Source organism: Pseudomonas sp. A39 (assembly GCF_058145955.1).
On the sequence record NZ_JBYVMD010000026.1, the window covers coordinates 1 to 20,745 of the forward strand.

Sequence of the window (20,745 nt, forward strand, 5' to 3'; positions counted from 1 at the left end):
GCGCTTGGTCAGCGCCGACTTCATGGAGTCGATGATCGGGTCTTTCTGCAGGATTTCCCGCGACACGTTCAGCGACAAATCGTTGGAGTCGACGACGCCTTTGATAAAGCGCAGGTACAGCGGCAGGAAGGATTCTGCCTGGTCCATCACGAACACGCGTTGTACGTAGAGCTTGAGGCCTTTTGGCGCTTCACGCTGGTACAGGTCGAACGGAGCACGGGCCGGTACATAGAGCAGCGAACTGTATTCCAGCTTGCCTTCGACCTTGTTGTGGCTCCAGCTCAGCGGGTTTTCGTAGTCATGACCGATGTGCTTGTAGAACTCCTGGTATTCCTCGTCCTTGATCTCGGTACGCGGACGGGTCCACAGGGCGCTGGCACGGTTGACCACTTCCCATTCCTGGGCAGGCGTCTCTTCGCCTTCGGCGGCCGCTTGTTCTTTCGGCAGTTCGATCGGCAGGGCGATGTGGTCGGAGTACTTCTTGACGATGTTGCGCAGGCGCCAGCCATCGGCGAACTCGTCTTCACCGTCTTTAAGGTGCAGCACGATACGGGTACCCCGATCGGCCTTGTCGACGGTGGCGATTTCGAACTCGCCCTCGCCTTTGGACGACCAGTGCACGCCTTCGCTGGCGTCGAGGCCGGCACGGCGGCTGAATACCTCAACCTTGTCAGCGACGATAAAGGCCGAATAGAAGCCCACGCCGAATTGGCCGATCAGGTGCGAATCTTTTTTCTGGTCGCCCGACAGGTTCTTCATGAAATCGGCGGTGCCGGATTTGGCGATGGTACCCAGGTGGGTGATCGCGTCTTCGCGGCTCATGCCGATGCCGTTGTCTTCGAGGGTGACGGTCTTGGCGTCTTTGTCGAAGCTCACACGGATTTTCAGTTCCGCGCCACCTTCCAGCAACTCAGGCTTGGACAGGGCTTCGAAACGTAATTTGTCGACAGCGTCAGAGGCGTTCGAGATCAATTCGCGAAGGAAGATTTCCTTGTTGGAATACAGCGAATGGATCATGAGGTGCAGCAGTTGCTTCACCTCGGTCTGGAAGCCCAGGGTTTCCTTTTGAGTTTCCACACTCATGGTCATCAAACTCCAATTGGATGGCAATGGCCGCGCCCTGAAGGGTTGGCGGCGGGTTGTCATCAAAGTTGGGGGCTAAGACCAGGATTTCAAGGGCGGCTTGGTTCCTCGATCTTGAAATGCGCGCGAGCGGTGGCGATGGGCTCCGCCGCCGTGCTTTGCCAGGCGGTAATCGCCACATTGGCCACCCGTCGGCCTTGGCGCCACACCTGGCATTTGGCGTAAGTGTCGCGAAATTGGCCGGCGCGCAGGTAATCCAGGGAAAAATCGATGATTTTCGGGATACCCGGTGTGCCAGTAAACACCAGCAGGTGCAGCGCCGCCGACAGTTCCATAAAACCCGCGATCACCCCGCCGTGCAGCGCCGGCAATATAGGGTTACCAATATTGTCCTTGCTGGCCGGCAGGCGAAACAGCAGCTCATCCCCCAGCCGGGTGCATTCGATGCCAATCAGTTTGGCGTAGGGAATCAGCTCGAGCAGCGCCGCGTAGTCGCCGCGCTCATGGGCTTGTTCCAGACGGGTCTTGAAGCGGTGCGTCATGCCTGCTCTCCTTTGATCGTGCTGCTCAACCCTTGAGTGCCCTTGAGGCGCTTACCCATGCGCATGAAGGTACCGACCACATGGGCAATGGGTTGCTGCGGGTCATCCTGATAGGCGAATCCACGGGTAAAAATCACGTCGGCAGTCACTCGGTAGCATTGAGCAAAGCCGTATACAGGCTTGCGCGGCTCGGCGGGATGCATGTAGTCGATGCGCAGGTCCAGGGTCGGGCACACCTCGAACTCCGGCAACACACACAGGGTGGCCATGCCGCAGGCGGTGTCCATCAGCGAGGTCAGCGCGCCGCCATGGATCACTCCGGTCCGCGGGTCACCGACCAAATGCAGCGCATAAGGCATGACCAGCGTGATGCCCTCCTCGCTGGCCTGATAAGCGGCAATACCCAGTACCTGACAGTGGCGCAAGGCCGATACAAAACGCTTCGCACGCTCTAACAAAGGATTTTCGGTCATGGGCTCCAGACTCTTATGGGTGGGGATATGCCGTGCAGGTGGTACGCGTGAAAGTTCCTTGGCGACCGTGGTTTATATATCTGCGCAATAAAAGGAACTAATGCTGAACGGCCATGCTCGAAAGGCCAGTAGATATCTTCAATAAGGAGAAACACCCCATGCGCAAGACTTTAGCTATTTCCATGATGTTGGCCGCTGCCCTCGGTCTCGCTGCCTGCGATAAAAAATCCGAAGACAAAGCCCAAGATGCCGCCGCGCATTCTGAGCAAGCTCAGAAAGATATGGCGAAAGCTCAGGATAAAGTGAACGACGCTGCGAAAGAAAACGCCGATGCTGCCAAAGCTCAGGCTGAATCGAACGCAGCCGCCGCAAAAGAAGCAGCACCTGCTACACCTGCCACCGGTTCTTGAGACCGCGGCTTGAAATAGCTTCGCTGCAAAAAGAAAGCCCGCTTAAATAGCGGGCTTTTCTTTGTCTGCTGTTTTTAGTTGAAGCGTTAATTAAACAGCCTCTTTCACCGCCTCCGGCGGCGACGTATCCGTCTGTGTATACACCATCACTTGCAGTACGTCGGAATGGAATTCCCGACGGTACAGTACCAACACTACCCCACTGCTCATCAACATGAATAACCAAGGGCTGACAAACCACGCCAGCATGGTCATGCCGAAGTAATAAGCGCGCAGGCCGAAGTTGAACTGGTTGGCGGCCATGGAGATCACCCGCGCCGCGCGCAGTGCAAACGCCTTGCGCTCCTGCTCCGACACATGCCGCTCACCAATCATCGGTGCCGAGCCGACCAGCACCGCCGCGAAGTTGTATTGGCGCATGCACCAACTGAACGTGAAGAACGCATAGACGAACACCAGCGCCAGGCACAACAGCTTGATCTCCGACATGCCTTGGGAAGCCTGCTGCACCATGGGAATGTCGGCCAACAGCGACACCGCGCGTTCCGAGGCACCCAGCACGGTGAGAATACCGGCCAGGATGATCAAGGTACTGGAGGCGAAGAACGAGGCGTTGCGCTCCAGGTTGCCGATCACACTGGCGTCGGCGATGCGGTTGTCACGCAGCAGCATGCGGCGCATCCAGTCTTCGCGATACAGGTGCAGCACACTGGCCAGGCAGGCCGTGTCGCGGGCCTTCCAGGTGGCGTAGCGGGTGTAGCCGCCCCAGCAGAGGATGAACCAGAGGGCGGCCAGCAGATGGATCTGATTGGTTTCGACGAACGACATGCGGGTCCTGTTACACAGTGGCGGGTGGCGGAACACCGTCTGAAGGTGGGAGCCCGCTCCCACACTTACCGCATTCCAATGTTTAGATTCTGTAGCCTGTTCGACGCTAGCTCAGGCCAAAAGACACTGCCTGATGCCCATAAAAAATGCCCCGTATCGATTGATACGGGGCATTTCAGTGCTGCGCGAACGTGGGTTATGCGATCGCTTCGCTACGCTTGCCGAGCATACGGTCAATCACCACCGCCACGACCAACGTCATCACCGACGGCACCAACCACGCCAGGCCTTGTTCGCTCAGCGGCAGGTTCGCCAGTTGCGACGGCATCCAGCCCGCCAGGCCCGCGCCCTTGAGCGCGTCGATGCAACCGAAGATGAACGACACCAGCATCACCGGGCCAACGATGCGGCCCTGCTCCTGCCAGAAGTCTTTGCAGAAGCTCAGCGCCACCAGCACGATGCACGGCGGGTAGATCGCGGTGAGTACCGGGATCGAGAACGCAATCAGCTTGGTCAGGCCCAGGTTCGACACGAACAGCGAGAACAAAGCCAGGATCACGACCAGCGTCTTGTAGGACAGCGGCAGGATTTTGCTGAAGTACTCAGCGCAAGCGCAGGTGAGGCCCACGGCGGTAACCAGGCACGCGAGCGAGATCAACACCGCCAGGAAACCGCTGCCCAGGGAACCGAAGGTGTGCTGCACGTAGGCATGCAACACGGCGGCACCGTTAGCCGCACCCGAGGCGACTGCATGGCTGCCCGAGCCGAGGCGGAACAGGCTGATATACACCAGCGCCAGTCCCACACCGGCAATCAGCCCGGCAATGATCGCGTAGCGGGTGATCAGCTTCGGCGACTCGACGCCACGGGAGCGAATGGCATTGACGATCACGATGCCGAATACCAGGGCGCCCAGGGTGTCCATGGTCAGGTAACCATTGATAAAGCCCTGGGAGAACGGCGCAGCCACGTATTCCGGGGTAGCAACGCCCACGTCACCGGCCGGCAAGGCGAACGCCGCGATACCGAGGATGGCCAGCGCGATGATCTTCAGCGGCGCCAGGAAGCGGCCAACAGTGTCCAACAGACGACCTGGGTACAGGGAGACAAAGAACACCACCAGGAAGTACACCGAGCTATAGAGGAACAGCGCCAGCGGGCTTTCGCCGGTCAGCGGCGCCAGGCCCACTTCGAAGGAGACGGTCGCGGTACGCGGGGTGGCGAACAGCGGCCCTACCGCCAGATACGCCGCCGCCGCGAGCAGGCCACCGGCGATCTTGCCGATCGGGCTGCTCAACGCGTCCATACCGCCACCGACCTTGGCCAGGGCGATCACCGTGACCACCGGCAAACCCACTGCGGTGATCAGGAAGCCCAGCGCTGCCATCCAGACATGAGGCCCGGACTGCAAACCCACGATAGGCGGGAAGATGATGTTGCCGGCGCCCACGAACAGGGCAAACGTCATAAAGCCCAGCGCCAGGATGTCCTGGCTTTTCAACACTTTCATTTGAGGAAATACCACACTACTGAATCGGAATTTAGAGGGGGATTCCCTGTGGATGAGGGAAATACTGCCGGCCCTTATGGGCGCCGAACGGTCTAGCGCGCGGCTTCCTTTTGGGATGCGGGCGCATAAAGAGGCGGCAAGGGTACAGAATTGGGCTGACAAACGCACTGTTGCGGGGCGCACTGTCCGATAAGCGACATCTCTATGTCGCATTTTCATACTTAATCTGGCAATGCAGATAAATGTGGGAGGGGGCTTGCCCCCGATGGCGAAGTGTCAGTCACTGTATTTGTTAACTGACCCACTGCAATCGGGGGCAAGCCCCCTCCCACATTTTGATCTTTATTAAACCTCAGAAAGCACAAAGGCCACCCGAAGGTGGCCTTTGCTGGTGAAGCGTCAGTAAAGCGCGAGGCTTACTTGACAGCCCAACCGGTCAGCTCGGACAACGCCTTGCCGATGTCTGCCAGCGAACGCACGGTTTTAACGCCTGCGTCTTCCAGGGCAGCAAACTTCTCGTCTGCAGTACCCTTGCCGCCAGAGATGATTGCGCCCGCATGGCCCATGCGCTTGCCCGCAGGGGCAGTCACACCAGCGATGTAGGAAACAACCGGCTTGGTCACGTGTGCCTTGATGTAGGCAGCCGCTTCTTCTTCAGCCGAACCGCCGATCTCACCGATCATCACGATCGCTTCGGTCTTCGGGTCTTCCTGGAACAGCTTCAGGATGTCGATGAAGTTGGAGCCTGGGATCGGGTCACCGCCGATGCCGACGCAAGTCGACTGACCGAAACCGGCGTCAGTGGTCTGCTTAACAGCTTCGTAGGTCAGGGTGCCGGAACGGGAAACGATACCGACTTTACCTGGCAAGTGAATGTGACCTGGCATGATGCCGATCTTGCATTCGCCTGGCGTGATCACGCCTGGGCAGTTAGGGCCGATCAGGACTACGCCCAGCTCGTCGCACTTAACTTTAGCGTCCAGCATGTCCAGGGTAGGAATGCCTTCGGTGATGCAGACGATCAGCTTGATGCCGCCGAAGGCCGCTTCCAGGATCGAGTCCTTGCAGAAAGGAGCTGGAACGTAGATCACGCTGGCGGTGGCGCCAGTGGCCGCTACAGCGTCTTTCACGGTGTTGAACACAGGCAGGCCCAGGTGCTCGGTGCCGCCTTTGCCCGGCGTTACGCCGCCAACCATCTTGGTGCCGTATTCGATGGCTTGCTGGGTGTGGAAACTACCTTGCGAACCGGTAATACCCTGGCAGATAACTTTGGTGTCTTTATTGATCAGGACGCTCATTATTTGCCCTCCGCAGCTTTGACTACTTGTTGAGCAGCGTCGGTCAGGCTGGTAGCCGCGATGATGTTCAAACCGCTTTCTGCCAGTACTTTAGCGCCCAGTTCAGCGTTGTTACCTTCAAGGCGAACAACAACCGGGATTTTAACGCCAACTTCTTTCACTGCACCGATGATGCCTTCGGCAATCATGTCGCAACGAACGATGCCGCCGAAGATGTTGACCAGTACTGCAGCGACGTTGGAGTCGGACAGGATGATCTTGAAGGCTTCGGTTACGCGTTCTTTGGTAGCACCACCGCCCACGTCGAGGAAGTTGGCTGGTTTGCCGCCATGCAGGTTGACGATGTCCATGGTACCCATGGCCAGGCCAGCACCGTTGACCATGCAACCGATGTTACCTTCCAGGGCTACGTAGTTCAGTTCGAACTTGGCAGCGTGCGCTTCGCGCGGATCGTCTTGCGACGGATCGTGGAAAGTCTTCAGCTTAGGCTGACGGTACATGGCGTTGGCGTCGATGTTGATCTTGGCGTCGAGGCAATGCAGATCGCCGTCAGCCTTGATCACCAGCGGGTTCACTTCCAGCAGGGCCAGATCGTGATCCTGGAACAGTTTGGCCAGACCTACGAAGATCTTGGCGAACTGGGCAACTTGCTTGCCTTCCAGACCCAGCTGGAAAGCCAGCTCGCGACCCTGGAATGGCTGAGCGCCAACCAGTGGATCGATAGTGGCTTTCAGAATTTTTTCTGGGGTTTCTTCGGCGATCTTCTCAATGTCCACGCCACCTTCGGTGGAAGCCATGAACACGATGCGACGGCTCGAACGGTCAACGACAGCGCCCAGGTACAGCTCTTTAGCGATATCAGTGCACGATTCAACCAGGATCTTGGTGACTGGCTGGCCATTGGCATCAGTCTGGTAAGTCACCAGACGCTTGCCCAGCCACTGCTGTGCGAAGGCCTTGGCGTCTTCTTTGCTGCGAACCAGCTTAACGCCGCCCGCTTTACCGCGACCACCAGCGTGGACCTGGGCTTTGACAACCCACTCAGTGCCGCCGATTTTGTCGCAAGCTTCTGCTGCTGCTTCCGGGGTGTCTACTGCGTAGCCCTTGGAAACTGGCAGGCCGTATTCAGCGAACAGCTGCTTACCCTGATACTCGTGAAGATTCATGCTTTTTACCGTCTTCGTTAGGTACTGCGCATTCGGCGCTGCGCTCATTATGAGTGCCGCGCCACCTGTGACTGCTGCTTGCGCAGCTTGCGGGGCTCAAGGCCCGTAAAGCTGCGCAAGACTGCGTCCAGCGGATATTCCGCGGTGAGTCTTGCGCGCAAGGCTCACGACGGGCAACTCCGCCGTGGTTTCTTATTATCTCGCTTAACGCTTCTTCTTGTTGGCGATGTGGATGGCGCCGCCATTCACTGCCAACGCTGCTTCGTGCAACGCTTCGGACAGGGTCGGATGGGAGAAGACCATCATGCCCAGGTCTTCGGCACTGGTGCCGAATTCCATACCGATTGCGCCTTGCTGAACCAGTTCTGCAGCGCTTGGGCCAATCACGTGGACGCCCAATACGCGGTCAGTCTTGGCATCAGCGATGACTTTGACAAAACCACCGGTGTCGTTGGCTGCCATGGCACGGCCAGAAGCGGCAAACGGGAAGGTGCCGACGTTAACTTCAACGCCTTCAGCTTTCAACTGCTGTTCGTTCTTGCCGACCCATGCAATTTCCGGGTGGGTGTAGATAACCGACGGGATCAGGTCGTAGTTCATCTGGGTTTTGTGGCCCTTGATGCGCTCGACCACCATGATGCCTTCTTCGGACGCTTTGTGCGCCAGCATCATGCCGCGAACCACGTCGCCGATGGCGTAGACGCCAGGCACGGTGGTAGCGCAATGATCGTCAACGTGGATGAAGCCACGCTCGTCGATGTTCACGCCGCTGTCCGAAGCCAGCAGGTCGGTGGTCACTGGACGGCGACCCACGGCGACGATCAGCTTGTCGAAAGTGATGGTCTTTTCGCCATCCTTGTCGGTGTAGTTGACAACAACTTCTTCACCGTTGACTTTCGAACCGGTCACGCGAGCGCCCAGCTTGATGTCCAGACCTTGTTTGGTCAGGGTCTTCAGCGCTTCTTTGGACACGGCGGTGTCGGCAGCCAGCAGGAACGTGTCCAGGGCTTCCAGCACGGTGACTTCGGAACCCAGGCGGGACCAGACCGAACCCAGTTCCAGGCCGATCACGCCAGCGCCGATCACGCCCAGACGCTTAGGTACCGCTTGGAATTCCAGGGCGCCGGTCGAATCGACGATCACGTTCTGGTCAACCGGAGCCGGTGGAATGTCGATTGGACGCGAGCCTGGTGCCAGGATCACGTTTTCGGCTTCGATGATTTCGGTCGAACCGTCTGGCTTGGTGATTTCAACTTTCTTGCCGGCCAGCAGCTTGCCGTGGCCTTGCAGGGAAGTGACACCGTTGGCCTTGAACAAGGTGGCAACGCCGGAGGTCAGGCCTTTAACGATGTTGGCTTTACGGCCGACCATTGCTGGCACGTCCATGGTCACGCCAGCATGGTTGATACCGTGGATCGCGAAACCGTCTTGGGCTTCGTGGAATTTCCAGGAGCTGTCCAGCAGCGCCTTGGAAGGAATGCAACCAACGTTCAGGCAAGTACCGCCCAGTGCCAGTTTGCCTTCCTTGTCGGTGTATTTTTCGATGCAAGCAGTCGAGAGGCCCAGTTGTGCGGCCTTGATGGCGGCAACATAGCCGCCAGGACCTGCACCAATCACTACAACGTCAAATTTCTGCGACATGAAAATAGTTCCTCTATTCAGCGACAAGCTTCAAGCGACAAGCCGCAAGCCAAGCTGCTTTTTCCTACAGCTTGTAGCTCGCAACTTGCCGCTGCGTCTTTAGATGTCCAGCAGCAGACGAGCCGGGTCTTCCAGCAGGTTCTTGATGGTCACCAGGAAAGTCACGGCTTCTTTACCATCGATCAGGCGGTGATCGTAAGACAGTGCCAGGTACATCATTGGGCGGATCACGACTTGGCCGTTGATGGCCATCGGACGCTGGATGATGTTGTGCATGCCCAGGATCGCGGCTTGTGGCGGGTTGACGATCGGGGTCGACATCATCGAACCGAAGGTACCACCGTTAGTGATCGTGAAGGTACCGCCGGTCATCTCGTCGATGGTCAGCTTGCCGTCACGGGCTTTCTTGCCGAAGCCGGCGATGCCGCCTTCGATTTCAGCCAGGCTCATCAGTTCGGCGTTACGCAGGACCGGAACCACCAGGCCACGGTCGCTGGAGACGGCAACGCCGACGTCTGCGTAGCCATGGTAAACGATGTCGCCGCCGTCGATGGAAGCGTTGACCGCCGGGAAGCGTTTCAGCGCTTCGGTGGCCGCTTTCACGAAGAACGACATGAAGCCCAGGCGTACGCCGTTGTGGGACTTCTCGAACAGGTCCTTGTACTTCGAACGCAGGGCCATGACTTCAGTCATGTCGACTTCGTTGAACGTGGTCAGCATCGCCATGTTCGACTGTGCTTCAACCAGGCGCTTGGCCACGGTGGCGCGTACGCGGGTCATCGGAACGCGCTTCTCGGTGCGGTCGCCGGCAGCGAACACAGGTGCAGCGGCAGCCGGGGCAGCAGCCTTGGCAGGTGCGGCAGCGGGAGCGTTTTTCTTGGCTTCAACAGCGGCAACCACGTCTTCCTTGGTCACGCGGCCGTCTTTGCCGGTGCCCTTGATGGACGCCAGGTTGATGCCGTTCTCGTCAGCCAGCTGACGGGCAGCCGGTGCAGCGATTGGGTCTTCAGCGCCAGCAGCCGGAGCGGCAGCAGGCGCCGAAGCAGCAGCCGGTGCAGCGGCGGCGGCAGGAGCGGCAGCAGCAGCGCCGCCCTCTTCGATCGAACCCAGTACCTGGTTCGACAGAACGGTAGCGCCTTCTTCGGCAACGATTGCGCCCAGCACGCCGTCAGCCTCAGCCAGCACTTCCAGCACGACCTTGTCAGTCTCGATGTCAACGATCAGGTCGTCACGCTTGACGGCCTCACCTGGTTTCTTGTGCCAGGTGGCAACGGTGCCATCGGCAACCGATTCCGGGAATGACGGGGCTTTGATTTCGATAGCCATTATCTGTGGGTCCTTAAAATTCGGTTTCAGTCAGCGCGAAGGCGTTAAACAGTGAAAGCATCTTGCAGCAGTTTTTCCTGCTGCTCGGCGTGCATCGACGCATAACCACACGCAGGTGCAGCGGAAGCATCACGGCCGGCATATTCCAGGCCCAGGGCCTTGTTATGGTTGCCGATGCTGCGACGCAGGTGATGCTGGCTGCTGTACCACGCGCCCTGGTTCATCGGCTCTTCCTGGCACCACACCACGTGAGTGAGGTTGGTGTAAGGCGCGATGGCCTCCATCAGGTCGTCTTCCGGGAACGGGTAAAGCTGCTCGATACGCACGATAGCGATGTCTTCGCGGCCTTCGGCACGGCGTTTTTCCAGCAAGTCGTAGTAGACCTTGCCGCTGCACAGGACCAGGCGAGTCACCTTGGCCGCGTCCAGCGTGTCGATTTCTGGAATAACGGTCTGGAACGAACCATCAGCCAGATCTTCCAGGGTCGAGATGGCCAATTTATGACGCAGCAGCGACTTCGGTGTCAGCACAACCAGCGGCTTGCGCAGCGGGCGGATCACCTGGCGACGCAGCAAGTGGTAGATCTGGGCCGGGGTAGTCGGCACGCACACCTGGATGTTGTGCTCGGCGCACAGCTGCAGGTAACGCTCCAGACGGGCCGAGGAGTGCTCAGGACCCTGACCTTCATAACCGTGTGGCAGCAGCATGGTCAGACCGCACAGGCGACCCCACTTGTGCTCGCCGCTGGTGATGAACTGGTCGATAACCACCTGTGCACCGTTGGCAAAGTCGCCGAACTGGGCTTCCCAGATCACCAGCGCCTGAGGCGTGGTGGTCGAGTAACCGTATTCGAACGCCAGAACGGCTTCTTCGGACAGGAACGAATCGTACAGGTCGAAACGTGGCTGGCCTTCGTACAGGTTCTGCAACGGGATGTAGGTGCCCGCGTCTTTCTGGTTGTGCAACACCGCATGACGGTGCGAGAACGTACCACGGCCGATGTCCTGGCCGGTCATGCGGATCGGGTGACCTTCGAACGCCAGGGTCGCGTACGCCATGGTTTCGGCGTAACCCCAGTTGATCGGCAGGCCGCCGGCTTGCATCTTCTGACGGTCTTCGTAGATCTTCGAGACCTGACGCTGCACCACGAAACCGTCCGGAATTTCCAGCAGTTTGGCGGACAATTCCTGCAAGGTCTTCAGATCGAACGACGTATCGTGACGCGCAGTCCAGGCGTGGCCCAGGTACGGACGCCAGTCCACGAACAACTCTTTGTTCGGCTCTTTAACCAGGCTTTTTACAACATGCAGGCCATTGTCCAGCGCGTTGCGGTATTCATCGATTTTCGCCTGAACACGCGCGTCATCCAGTACACCGGCCTTGGTCAGGCTTTCGGCGTACAGCTCACGGGTGGTGCGCTGCTTGCTGATCTGCTGGTACATCAACGGTTGGGTGCCGCTTGGCTCGTCCGCTTCGTTGTGACCGCGACGGCGGTAGCAAACCAGATCGATCACCACGTCACGCTTGAACTGCATGCGATAGTCGATGGCGAGCTGGGTCACGAACAGCACGGCTTCCGGATCATCGCCATTCACATGGAGGATCGGCGCCTGGATCATCTTGGCAACGTCGGTGGCGTACTCGGTAGAGCGCGCATCCAGCGGGTTGCTGATGGTGAAACCAACCTGGTTGTTGATGACGATGTGAACCGTACCGCCGGTCTTGAAGCCGCGGGTCTGCGACATCTGGAAGGTTTCCAGGACCACGCCTTGACCGGCAAATGCCGCGTCGCCGTGGATGGAAATCGGCAGGACCTTCTCACCGGTGGTGTCGTTACGACGATCCTGGCGAGCCCGCACCGAACCCTCGACCACTGGAGAAACGATTTCCAGGTGGGATGGGTTGAACGCCATGGCCAGGTGAACTTCACCGCCGGTGGTCATCACGTTGGACGAGAAGCCCTGGTGGTATTTAACGTCACCGGAACCCAGCTCGACCTTCTTCTTGCCTTCGAACTCGTCGAACAGCTCACGCGGGTTCTTGCCGAAGGTGTTGACCAACACGTTCAGGCGACCACGGTGAGCCATGCCGATCACGACTTCCTTGGTACCGTAGGAACCGGAACGCTGGATCAGCTCGTCGAGCATCGGGATCAGGCTTTCGCCGCCTTCCAGGCCGAAACGCTTGGTGCCCGGGTATTTGGTGCCCAGGTATTTTTCCAGGCCTTCGGCAGCGGTAACGCGCTCGAGCAGGTGGCTGCGTACGTCGGCGGACAACACCGGACGGCCACGCACACCTTCCAGGCGATGCTGGAACCAGTGACGTTGCTCGGAATCGGTGATGTGCGTGAACTCAGCGCCAATGGTGCGGCAATATGTCTGCTGCAACGCTTCGTGAATTTCGCGTAGGCTCGCTTCCTCTTTGCCGATGAACAGGTCGCCGGCACGGAAGGTCGTATCAAGATCGGCATTGGTCAAGCCGTAATGATTGATCGACAGGTCAGCAGGTGCAGGACGCTGCCAGAGCCCCAGCGGGTCAAGCTGGGCCGCCTGGTGGCCACGCATCCGATAGGCCTGGATCAGTCGCAGTACTTCAACTTGCTTCTTCTCGTGCTCACTGCTCACGCTGCCGGCGGAAACCGGTTGAGCGCGGCGCTGGTTCTTTGCCAGCAGCACGAATTGATCGCGAATCGTTGCATGCGATACATCGGTGGCAGCGTTGCCGTCTGAAGACAACGTCTGAAATTTGGTGCGCCATTCTTCTGGCACAGCGTTAGGGTCGTGCAGGTAGAGCTCATAAAGCTCTTCCACATAGGCAGCGTTACCACCTGAAAGATAGCCGCTGTTCCACATGCGCTGCATCACGCTTTCTTGCATGCTTGGTCACCCTCGATTTGGGGACACCACCGGCGAAAACACCGAGTTTGCTTGCAAAAGGCCAAGTGCAGCGACCAAAACAAGCCACTTAGGATCACGCTGATAGTTCGGGTACCAACCCGAATGCCCCTGCTTGTCTCATTTCTTCAAAATAAGAGCCGCGGCTTTGTAAGTCGCTGCTCAAGTTAAAACTACGGCGCCGGTTGAAGCCTGCGCCGTAGCATTTACGGGCACAACGGTCCTGCCTTGTTACAACGTCAGTTACACGCCGCTCTGCAGCAGCATGTTACGAATGTGACCAATGGCCTTAGTCGGGTTCAGGCCTTTGGGACATACGTTGACGCAGTTCATGATCCCGCGGCAGCGGAATACGCTGAACGGGTCATCCAGCGAAGCCAGACGCTCGGACGTCTTGGTGTCACGGCTGTCTGCCAGGAAGCGGTACGCTTGCAGCAGGGCAGCTGGGCCCAGGAACTTGTCCGGGTTCCACCAGAAGGACGGGCACGAAGTCGAGCAGCAAGCGCACAGGATGCACTCGTACAGACCGTCGAGCTTCTCGCGCTCTTCCGGGGACTGCAGACGCTCGATGGCCGGGGCCGGCGTGTCGTTCTGCAGGAACGGCTTAACTTTCTCGTATTGCTTGTAGAAGATGCTCATATCGACGACCAGGTCACGGATAACCGGCAAACCTGGCAGAGGACGAACGATCAGCTTGTTGCCTTTAACCACGGCGGACAGCGGCGTGATGCACGCCAGGCCGTTTTTGCCGTTGATGTTCATGCCGTCGGAACCGCACACACCTTCACGGCAAGAGCGACGATAGGAGAAACCTTCGTCCTGCTCTTTGATCAGTGCCAATACATCCAGCACCATCAGGTCTTTACCACCGGTATCGACCTGGAACTCCTGCATGAACGGCGCAGCGTCCTGATCAGGGTTGTAGCGATAAACACTGACTTTCAACATGGCAGCCACCCTTAGTAAGTCCGAATCTTCGGTTCAAACGTCGGAACCGTCTTCGGCGAGAAGTTCACGGCACGCTTGGTCACGCGCTTGTCACCCGGGAAGTACAGGGTGTGGCACAACCAGTTTTCGTCGTCGCGGTCTTCAAAGTCTTCACGAGCGTGGGCACCACGGGATTCTTTACGAACCTCGGCGGCGATCGCGGTCGCTTCGGCCACTTCCAGCAGGTTTTGCAGCTCAAGGGCCTCGATACGAGCCGTGTTGAACGCCTGGCTCTTATCGTTGATCTTGACGTTGGCGATGCGCGTGCGCAGGTCAGCCAGCTGGGCGATGCCCTTCTGCATGTATTCGCCGGTACGGAACACACCGAAGTAGTTCTGCATGCAGCTTTGCAGCTCGCGACGCAGGGTTGCCACGTCTTCGCCATCCGTGCGCTCGTTCAGAGCGTTCAGGCGCGCCAGGGCAGCTTCGATGTTGGCGTCGGTTGCGTCATCGTACTCGATGCCGTCAGTCAGCGCTTTTTCCAGGTGCAGGCCGGCCGCGCGGCCGAAGACCACCAGGTCGAGCAGCGAGTTGCCGCCCAGGCGGTTGGCGCCGTGTACCGATACGCAAGCCACTTCGCCTACCGCGAACAGACCATGAATGATCTCGTCCACGCCGTCGGCGTTCTGGGTGATCGCCTGGCCATGGATGTTGGTCGGCACGCCGCCCATCATATAGTGGCAAGTTGGAACAACCGGAACCGGAGCCACCACCGGGTCAACGTGTGCGAAGGTCTTGGACAGTTCGCAGATACCCGGCAGACGGCTGTGCAGCACTTCTTCGCCGAGGTGATCGAGCTTCAGCAGTACGTGGTCGCCATTCGGGCCACAGCCGTTGCCAGCGATGATTTCCTTAACCATCGAACGGGCCACAACGTCACGACCGGCAAGGTCCTTGGCGTTCGGAGCATAACGCTCCATGAAACGCTCGCCGTGCTTGTTGATCAGGTAACCACCTTCACCACGGCAACCTTCGGTCACCAGTACACCGGCGCCGGCGATGCCGGTCGGGTGGAACTGCCACATTTCGATGTCTTGTACCGGCACGCCTGCACGCAGTGCCATGCCGACGCCGTCACCGGTATTGATCAGGGCATTGGTGGTCGACGCGTAGATACGGCCTGCACCGCCCGTCGCCAGCACGGTAGCCTTGGCGCGGATGTAGGTGGTTTCACCGGTTTCGATGCAGATGGCGATCACACCGACGAACTCGCCTTGTGCGTTCTTCACCAGGTCAACAGCGTAGTACTCGTTCAGGAACGTGGTACCGGCTTTCAGGTTGCCCTGATAAAGGGTGTGCAACAGCGCGTGACCGGTACGGTCGGACGCGGCGCAGGTACGGGCAGCCTGCCCGCCTTTGCCGTAATCCTTCGACTGGCCGCCGAATGGACGCTGGTAGATACGGCCTTGTTCGGTACGGGAGAACGGCAGACCCATGTGGTCCAGCTCGAACACCGCGGCCGGGCCTTCCTGACACATGTATTCGATAGCGTCCTGGTCACCGATGTAGTCGGAACCCTTGACGGTATCGTACATGTGCCAGCGCCAGTCATCGTTCGGGTCGGCGGAGGCGATGGCGCAGGTGATGCCACCCTGGGCCGATACGGTGTGGGAACGGGTCGGGAACACCTTGGTGATCACGGCAGTCTTGTGACCACCCTGGGCCAGCTGCAGCGCAGCGCGCATGCCAGCACCGCCGCCACCAATAATGATGGCGTCGAATGAAATAGTTGGAATGTTAGCCATGAATCAGATACCCCAAAGAATCTGCACACCCCAGACGAAGTAAGCGAACATCGCGACGCCGCAGACTGCCTGGAAGAGAAAACGTACTGCAGTCGCGGACTTGCCCAGCGCCATCGGCGTCAGGTAGTCGGTCGCGATGGTCCACATGCCAACCCAGGCGTGTGCGCCCAGGGCAACAAGGGCCAGCAGACTGAAGATTCGCATCGCATTGTGGGAAAACAGGCCGTGCCATTGCTCATAGCCGATGCCCGGGTTTGCGACGAGGTATCCGATCAGGAAAATGAAATAAGCCGCGAGAACGACCGCAGACACACGCTGTGCCATCCAGTCATAGAGGCCCGAACGCGAAAGGTTCGTAACGCTGGTTACCATATCCAAACTCCTGCCAGAACGATCAGCACCACGGAAATGGCGATGATGATTTTCGAGCCCAGGCGGCCGCCTTCCAGCGTCTCACCGATGCCCATGTCCATGATCAAATGGCGCACACCGGCTACCAGGTGATACAGAAGAGAAGACAGGAGGCCCCATGCTACGAACTTGGCCAGCGGGCTGGTCAAGCATGCCTTCACCTCGGCGTATCCTTCCTCGGAACCCAGGGATTTGCTCAATGCATAAAGCATGATGCCCAAGCCCAGGAACAGGATGATGCCGGAAACACGGTGCAGGAACGACGTAACGCCGGTGATGGGGAGTTTGATGGTCCTTAGGTCTAGGTTTACAGGTCGTTGGCTATTCACGGCTTTTTTTCACACTGAAGAGCCCCTAACAATCAGGGCAAAGTTGTTGGGGAGTGCGACTGGTCAGGTAAGCACCACCCAGGGAGTGCGACCCCCAATGAAAGCAAGCCCAAAAGCCCTTGGCGGTCGGTGGCCGAGTATAGACAGTTAGGTTACTAATGACAACGCGCACTCCTCACCCTAATAGCTGATTGCGCTGGCGGGATAAAAGGCGTAAATGGCGCTCAATTTCGAGGAAAAAGTACGGTTAAAGCCTTCTGGGGCAAGACTTTAGGCAAATTGACATCTGAATTTATCTCACTATAGTGGTGCGGGCCCTGCGTGGGGGGTCTGTCTGATGATTTGAAGCATAAATAGGAGGCCACATGGCTGACAAAAAAGCGCAGTTGATCATCGAGGGCGCAGCCCCCGTCGAGCTGCCCATTTTAACCGGCACCGTTGGTCCCGATGTTATCGACGTACGGGGCCTGACGGCCACGGGCCGTTTCACTTTCGACCCAGGCTTCATGTCGACCGCCTCTTGCGAGTCGAAGATCACCTATATCGATGGCGACAATGGCATTCTGCTTCACCGCGGCTACCCGATCGAGCAACTCGCCGAACAGTCGGACTACCTGGAAACCTGCTACCTGCTGCTAAATGGCGAATTGCCAACAGCCGAGCAGAAGGCCCAGTTCGTCAGCACCGTCAAGAACCACACCATGGTTCACGAGCAATTGAAGACCTTCTTCAACGGCTTCCGTCGCGACGCCCACCCGATGGCCGTCATGTGCGGCGTGGTTGGCGCCCTGTCGGCCTTCTATCACGACTCCCTCGACATCAATAACCCGCAGCATCGCGAAATTTCCGCGATCCGCCTGGTTGCCAAGATGCCGACCCTGGCCGCAATGGTTTACAAGTACTCCATGGGCCAACCCATGATGTACCCGCGCAACGACCTGACGTACGCGGAAAACTTCCTGCACATGATGTTCAACACCCCGTGCGAGATCAAACCGATCAGCCCGGTGCTGGCCAAGGCAATGGACCGGATCTTCATCCTCCACGCCGACCACGAGCAGAACGCCTCCACGTCCACCGTGCGCCTGGCCGGCTCTTCGGGTGCCAACCCGTTCGCCTGTATCGCCGCCGGTATCGCCGCACTCTGGGGCCCTGCCCACGGCGGTGCGAACGAAGCCGTATTGACCATGCTCGATGAAATCGGCGATGTGTCGAACATCGACAAATTCATCGCCAAGGCCAAGGACAAGAACGATCCGTTCAAGTTGATGGGCTTCGGTCACCGGGTCTACAAGAACCGCGACCCACGCGCCACCGTGATGAAGCAGACCTGCGACGAAGTGTTGAAGGAACTGGGGATCAAGAACGATCCGCAACTCGAACTGGCCATGCGCCTGGAAGAGATCGCCCTGACCGACCCGTACTTCATCGAACGCTCGCTGTACCCGAACGTCGACTTCTACTCGGGGATCATCCTCAAGGCGATCGGCATTCCAACCAGCATGTTCACCGTGATCTTCGCCCTGGCGCGGACCGTGGGCTGGATCTCCCACTGGAAAGAAATGCTCTCCAGCCCGTACAAGATTGGCCGCCCGCGCCAGCTGTACACCGGCTACGAGTCGCGTGACATCACCAAGCTGGAAGATCGCAAGTAAGCACTTGAGTTGTACCGAATAAGGCCTCCTCTGGAGGCCTTATTCATTTGTGCAACTTGTAGTGAGCGGGCTTGCCCCGCGCTGGGTGGCGAAGCCGCCCCAAACCCAGGCACCTCGGTTCTAATTGGAGAACTGAGTGCCTGAGATGGGGCGGCTTCGCCACCCAGCGCGGGGCAAGCCCGCTCACTACAGACCTACCCTCACCGATATTCAGGTAAAAAAATGCCCCGGCCTTGCGACCGGGGCATTTCTTTATCCAGCTGCAACCTTAGTGATTAACCGCCCCGCTCGCCCCCAGGCCAGTCTGCGAACGCACAAACTGCGGGAAGTACAGCGCACGCTCTTTCTCTGCCGCCGCCGACTTGTCGGTGATAGAGAAGAACCAGATGCCGACGAACGCAATGATCATCGAGAACAGCGCCGGGTACTCGTACGGGAAGATGGCTTTTTCGTGATGCAGGATCGAGACCCAGATGGTCGGGCCCAGCACCATCAGGCCAACGGCACTGACCAGGCCCAACCAGCCGCCGATCATCGCGCCACGGGTGGTGAGGTTCTTCCAGTACATGGAAAGCAGCAACACCGGGAAGTTACAGCTGGCAGCAATGGAGAACGCCAGGCCGACCATGAACGCAATGTTCTGGCTTTCGAACAGGATACCCAGGCCGATAGCCAGCACCGCAAGGGCGATGGTGGTGATCTTCGACACGCGAATCTCATCTTTATCGTTGGCCTTGCCTTTCTTGATCACGCTGGCATACAGGTCGTGGGACACCGCCGAGGCACCCGCCAGGGTCAAACCGGCAACCACTGCCAGGATGGTGGCGAAGGCCACGGCCGAGATGAAGCCCAGGAAGATACTGCCGCCCACCGCGTTGGCCAGGTGCACCGCCGCCATGTTGTTACCGCCCAGCAAGGCGCCTGCCGCATCCTTGAACGCCGGGTTGGTGCTGACCAGCAAGATCGCGCCGAAGCCGATGATAAAGGTCAGGATGTAGAAGTAGCCGATGAAGCCAGTTGCATACAACACGCTCTTACGCGCTTCCTTGGCGTCGCTCACGGTAAAGAAGCGCATCAGGATGTGCGGCAGGCCGGCGGTACCGAACATCAGTGCCAGGCCCAGGGAGAATGCCGAGATCGGGTCTTTCACCAGACCGCCAGGGCTCATGATCGCCTCACCTTTAGGGTGAACCTTGATCGCCTCGGCAAACAGCATGTTGAAGTCAAAGTTGACGTGCTTCATCACCATCAGCGCCATGAACGAGGCACCGGACAGCAACAGCACGGCCTTGATGATCTGCACCCACGTGGTCGCCAGCATGCCGCCGAACAACACATACAGGCACATCAGGATGCCCACCAGGATCACCGCTACGTGGTAGTCCAGGCCGAACAGCAGTTGGATCAACTTGCCCGCGCCCACCATCTGCGCGATCAGGTAGAACGCCACCACCACCAGCGAGCCACAGGCCGACAGGCTGCGGATCTGGGTTTGCCCGAGGCGATAGGACGCCACGTCGGCAAAGGTGTACTTGCCCAGGTTACGCAGGCGCTCTGCGATCAGGAACAGAATGATCGGCCAGCCCACCAGGAAGCCGATCGAGTAGATCAGGCCGTCGTAGCCGGAGGTAAACACCAGCGCGGAAATACCCAGGAAAGACGCCGCCGACATGTAGTCGCCGGCAATCGCCAGGCCGTTCTGGAAGCCGGTGATCTTGCCGCCGGCCGCATAGTAGTCGGCCGCCGACTTGTTACGTTTGGAAGCCCAGTAGGTGATGCACAGAGTGGCACCGACAAACGCGACGAACATCAAGATGGCGGAGACGTTCAGCGGTTGTTTGTGTACTTCACCGGTCAATGCGTCCGCCGCCCAAAGGGCTGGAGCAAAAAGCGAAGCGCCGAGTACTGCCAGTAGACGCCGGATCATTGCGCAGCCTCCTTGAGAATCGCATTGTTCAGGTCGTCAAATTCGCCGTTGGCCCGACGCACATAGATGCCGGTCAGGACAAACGCAGACACAATCAGCCCGACGCCCAGGGGAATGCCCCAGGTAATCGACGAACCGGGGCTGATCTTGGCCCCCAGTACTTGTGGCCCGTAGGCGATCAACAGGATGAATCCGGAGTAGAGCCCTAGCATGATCGCCGAGAGAATCCAGGCGAACCGTTCCCTTTTTCTCACCAGCTCCTTGAAACGCGGGCTGTTTTGAATCGAGAGGTAAATGCTGTCGTTCATTGTTTTTATCCTCGCAGCACAGCTTTTTTATTATTGGAACGTATCCACTGTATGCGGCTGCGGAACAGGTTCCAGACGACCTTAGTATTAGAGGGAGTGTAGCGAGGGATTGGGAGGGCGAAGAAAGATTTGCGGGTCACGAAAATAATGTGGGAGGAGGCTTGCCCCCGATGGCAGTGGGTCAGCTACAGATGAGCTGACTGAAACACTGC

At 58.5% G+C, this 20,745-nt stretch carries 18 protein-coding genes; 2 read left to right on the top strand and 16 right to left on the bottom strand.

Annotated features, from left to right (window positions below):
- From htpG to AC3ZU9_RS19270, 3 genes are all read right to left on the bottom strand, one after another.
- On the bottom strand, positions 1-1,083 hold a 1,083-nt coding region (gene htpG / locus AC3ZU9_RS19260), incomplete at its 3' end, for a molecular chaperone HtpG (protein ID WP_490091195.1).
- Positions 1,084-1,172: 89 nt separating this feature from the next.
- Complete coding sequence (locus AC3ZU9_RS19265; RefSeq protein WP_046033845.1) at positions 1,173-1,625, bottom strand: PaaI family thioesterase; 453 nt, start codon at positions 1,623-1,625, stop codon at positions 1,173-1,175.
- On the bottom strand, positions 1,622-2,098 hold the full coding sequence (locus tag AC3ZU9_RS19270; protein ID WP_064052884.1) for a PaaI family thioesterase: 477 nt from the start codon (positions 2,096-2,098) through the stop codon (positions 1,622-1,624). The genes AC3ZU9_RS19265 and AC3ZU9_RS19270 overlap by 4 nt, the downstream gene beginning before the upstream one ends.
- A 158-nt stretch (positions 2,099-2,256) precedes the next feature.
- Between AC3ZU9_RS19270 and AC3ZU9_RS19275 the strand changes: the two genes are divergently transcribed.
- A complete protein-coding gene (locus AC3ZU9_RS19275) occupies positions 2,257-2,508 on the top strand; it encodes a hypothetical protein (protein ID WP_012723095.1) in 252 nt (83 codons plus the stop codon).
- A gap of 90 nt (positions 2,509-2,598) precedes the next feature.
- Here the strand turns inward: AC3ZU9_RS19275 and AC3ZU9_RS19280 are convergent, their stop codons facing one another.
- The 11 genes from AC3ZU9_RS19280 to sdhC all read right to left on the bottom strand — a co-directional run bounded on the left by AC3ZU9_RS19280 (position 2,599) and on the right by sdhC (position 16,643).
- Positions 2,599-3,336 (bottom strand): DUF599 domain-containing protein, encoded by a 738-nt coding sequence (locus AC3ZU9_RS19280; protein ID WP_012723094.1) that lies wholly within the window; start codon positions 3,334-3,336, stop codon positions 2,599-2,601.
- A 196-nt stretch (positions 3,337-3,532) separates the two neighbouring features.
- Positions 3,533-4,846 carry a branched-chain amino acid transport system II carrier protein gene (gene brnQ / locus AC3ZU9_RS19285; RefSeq protein ID WP_046033847.1) on the bottom strand — a complete coding sequence of 438 codons (1,314 nt, stop codon included), beginning with the start codon at positions 4,844-4,846 and terminating at the stop codon, positions 3,533-3,535.
- A 416-nt stretch (positions 4,847-5,262) separates the two neighbouring features.
- Positions 5,263-6,144, bottom strand: a complete 882-nt coding sequence (gene sucD / locus AC3ZU9_RS19290) for a succinate--CoA ligase subunit alpha (protein ID WP_003210566.1) — start codon at positions 6,142-6,144, stop codon at positions 5,263-5,265.
- On the bottom strand, positions 6,144-7,310 hold the full coding sequence (gene sucC / locus AC3ZU9_RS19295; protein WP_003210567.1) for an ADP-forming succinate--CoA ligase subunit beta: 1,167 nt from the start codon (positions 7,308-7,310) through the stop codon (positions 6,144-6,146). The genes sucD and sucC overlap by 1 nt, the downstream gene beginning before the upstream one ends.
- Before the next feature lie 204 nt (positions 7,311-7,514).
- Entirely contained in the window at positions 7,515-8,951 is a 1,437-nt protein-coding gene (gene lpdA / locus AC3ZU9_RS19300) for a dihydrolipoyl dehydrogenase (RefSeq protein WP_012723091.1), read from the bottom strand.
- Between the two features lie 99 nt (positions 8,952-9,050).
- Positions 9,051-10,277, bottom strand: a complete 1,227-nt coding sequence (odhB, locus tag AC3ZU9_RS19305) for a 2-oxoglutarate dehydrogenase complex dihydrolipoyllysine-residue succinyltransferase (protein ID WP_012723090.1) — start codon at positions 10,275-10,277, stop codon at positions 9,051-9,053.
- 44 nt (positions 10,278-10,321) lie between these two features.
- Positions 10,322-13,153, bottom strand: coding sequence for a 2-oxoglutarate dehydrogenase E1 component (locus tag AC3ZU9_RS19310; RefSeq protein WP_012723089.1), 2,832 nt, complete (start codon positions 13,151-13,153; stop codon positions 10,322-10,324).
- 261 nt (positions 13,154-13,414) lie between these two features.
- The gene (locus AC3ZU9_RS19315) at positions 13,415-14,119 is read right to left on the bottom strand and encodes a succinate dehydrogenase iron-sulfur subunit (protein ID WP_003172807.1); all 705 of its coding nucleotides are present in this window, start codon (positions 14,117-14,119) and stop codon (positions 13,415-13,417) included.
- A gap of 11 nt (positions 14,120-14,130) precedes the next feature.
- Positions 14,131-15,903, bottom strand: a complete 1,773-nt coding sequence (sdhA, locus tag AC3ZU9_RS19320) for a succinate dehydrogenase flavoprotein subunit (protein WP_012723088.1) — start codon at positions 15,901-15,903, stop codon at positions 14,131-14,133.
- 3 nt (positions 15,904-15,906) lie between these two features.
- The gene (gene sdhD / locus AC3ZU9_RS19325; protein ID WP_003172805.1) at positions 15,907-16,275 is read right to left on the bottom strand and encodes a succinate dehydrogenase, hydrophobic membrane anchor protein; all 369 of its coding nucleotides are present in this window, start codon (positions 16,273-16,275) and stop codon (positions 15,907-15,909) included.
- Positions 16,269-16,643, bottom strand: a complete 375-nt coding sequence (gene sdhC, locus AC3ZU9_RS19330) for a succinate dehydrogenase, cytochrome b556 subunit (RefSeq protein WP_003190005.1) — start codon at positions 16,641-16,643, stop codon at positions 16,269-16,271. The genes sdhD and sdhC overlap by 7 nt, the downstream gene beginning before the upstream one ends.
- Positions 16,644-17,008: 365 nt before the next feature.
- Between sdhC and gltA the strand changes: the two genes are divergently transcribed.
- Positions 17,009-18,298 (top strand): citrate synthase, encoded by a 1,290-nt coding sequence (gene gltA, locus AC3ZU9_RS19335; protein WP_012723087.1) that lies wholly within the window; start codon positions 17,009-17,011, stop codon positions 18,296-18,298.
- Between the two features lie 268 nt (positions 18,299-18,566).
- On the opposite strand, the gene AC3ZU9_RS19340 is transcribed toward gltA, so the two are convergent.
- On the bottom strand, positions 18,567-20,225 hold the full coding sequence (locus tag AC3ZU9_RS19340; RefSeq protein ID WP_012723086.1) for a cation acetate symporter: 1,659 nt from the start codon (positions 20,223-20,225) through the stop codon (positions 18,567-18,569).
- The gene (locus AC3ZU9_RS19345; RefSeq protein WP_012723085.1) at positions 20,222-20,533 is read right to left on the bottom strand and encodes a DUF485 domain-containing protein; all 312 of its coding nucleotides are present in this window, start codon (positions 20,531-20,533) and stop codon (positions 20,222-20,224) included. The genes AC3ZU9_RS19340 and AC3ZU9_RS19345 overlap by 4 nt, the downstream gene beginning before the upstream one ends.
- Positions 20,534-20,745: the final 212 nt, after the last annotated feature.

Bases quoted from the DNA above. Each gene is read 5' to 3' on its own strand.
- AC3ZU9_RS19265 (WP_046033845.1), bottom strand. From the start codon at position 1,625: ATGACGCACCGCTTCAAGACCCGTCTGGAACAAGCCCATGAGCGCGGC.
- AC3ZU9_RS19270 (WP_064052884.1), bottom strand. From the start codon at position 2,098: ATGACCGAAAATCCTTTGTTAGAGCGTGCGAAGCGTTTTGTATCGGCC.
- AC3ZU9_RS19275 (WP_012723095.1), top strand. From the start codon at position 2,257: ATGCGCAAGACTTTAGCTATTTCCATGATGTTGGCCGCTGCCCTCGGT.
- AC3ZU9_RS19280 (WP_012723094.1), bottom strand. From the start codon at position 3,336: ATGTCGTTCGTCGAAACCAATCAGATCCATCTGCTGGCCGCCCTCTGG.
- brnQ (WP_046033847.1), bottom strand. From the start codon at position 4,846: ATGAAAGTGTTGAAAAGCCAGGACATCCTGGCGCTGGGCTTTATGACG.
- sucD (WP_003210566.1), bottom strand. From the start codon at position 6,144: ATGAGCGTCCTGATCAATAAAGACACCAAAGTTATCTGCCAGGGTATT.
- sucC (WP_003210567.1), bottom strand. From the start codon at position 7,310: ATGAATCTTCACGAGTATCAGGGTAAGCAGCTGTTCGCTGAATACGGC.
- lpdA (WP_012723091.1), bottom strand. From the start codon at position 8,951: ATGTCGCAGAAATTTGACGTTGTAGTGATTGGTGCAGGTCCTGGCGGC.
- odhB (WP_012723090.1), bottom strand. From the start codon at position 10,277: ATGGCTATCGAAATCAAAGCCCCGTCATTCCCGGAATCGGTTGCCGAT.
- AC3ZU9_RS19310 (WP_012723089.1), bottom strand. From the start codon at position 13,153: ATGCAAGAAAGCGTGATGCAGCGCATGTGGAACAGCGGCTATCTTTCA.
- AC3ZU9_RS19315 (WP_003172807.1), bottom strand. From the start codon at position 14,119: ATGTTGAAAGTCAGTGTTTATCGCTACAACCCTGATCAGGACGCTGCG.
- sdhA (WP_012723088.1), bottom strand. From the start codon at position 15,903: ATGGCTAACATTCCAACTATTTCATTCGACGCCATCATTATTGGTGGC.
- sdhD (WP_003172805.1), bottom strand. From the start codon at position 16,275: ATGGTAACCAGCGTTACGAACCTTTCGCGTTCGGGCCTCTATGACTGG.
- gltA (WP_012723087.1), top strand. From the start codon at position 17,009: ATGGCTGACAAAAAAGCGCAGTTGATCATCGAGGGCGCAGCCCCCGTC.
- AC3ZU9_RS19340 (WP_012723086.1), bottom strand. From the start codon at position 20,225: ATGATCCGGCGTCTACTGGCAGTACTCGGCGCTTCGCTTTTTGCTCCA.
- AC3ZU9_RS19345 (WP_012723085.1), bottom strand. From the start codon at position 20,533: ATGAACGACAGCATTTACCTCTCGATTCAAAACAGCCCGCGTTTCAAG.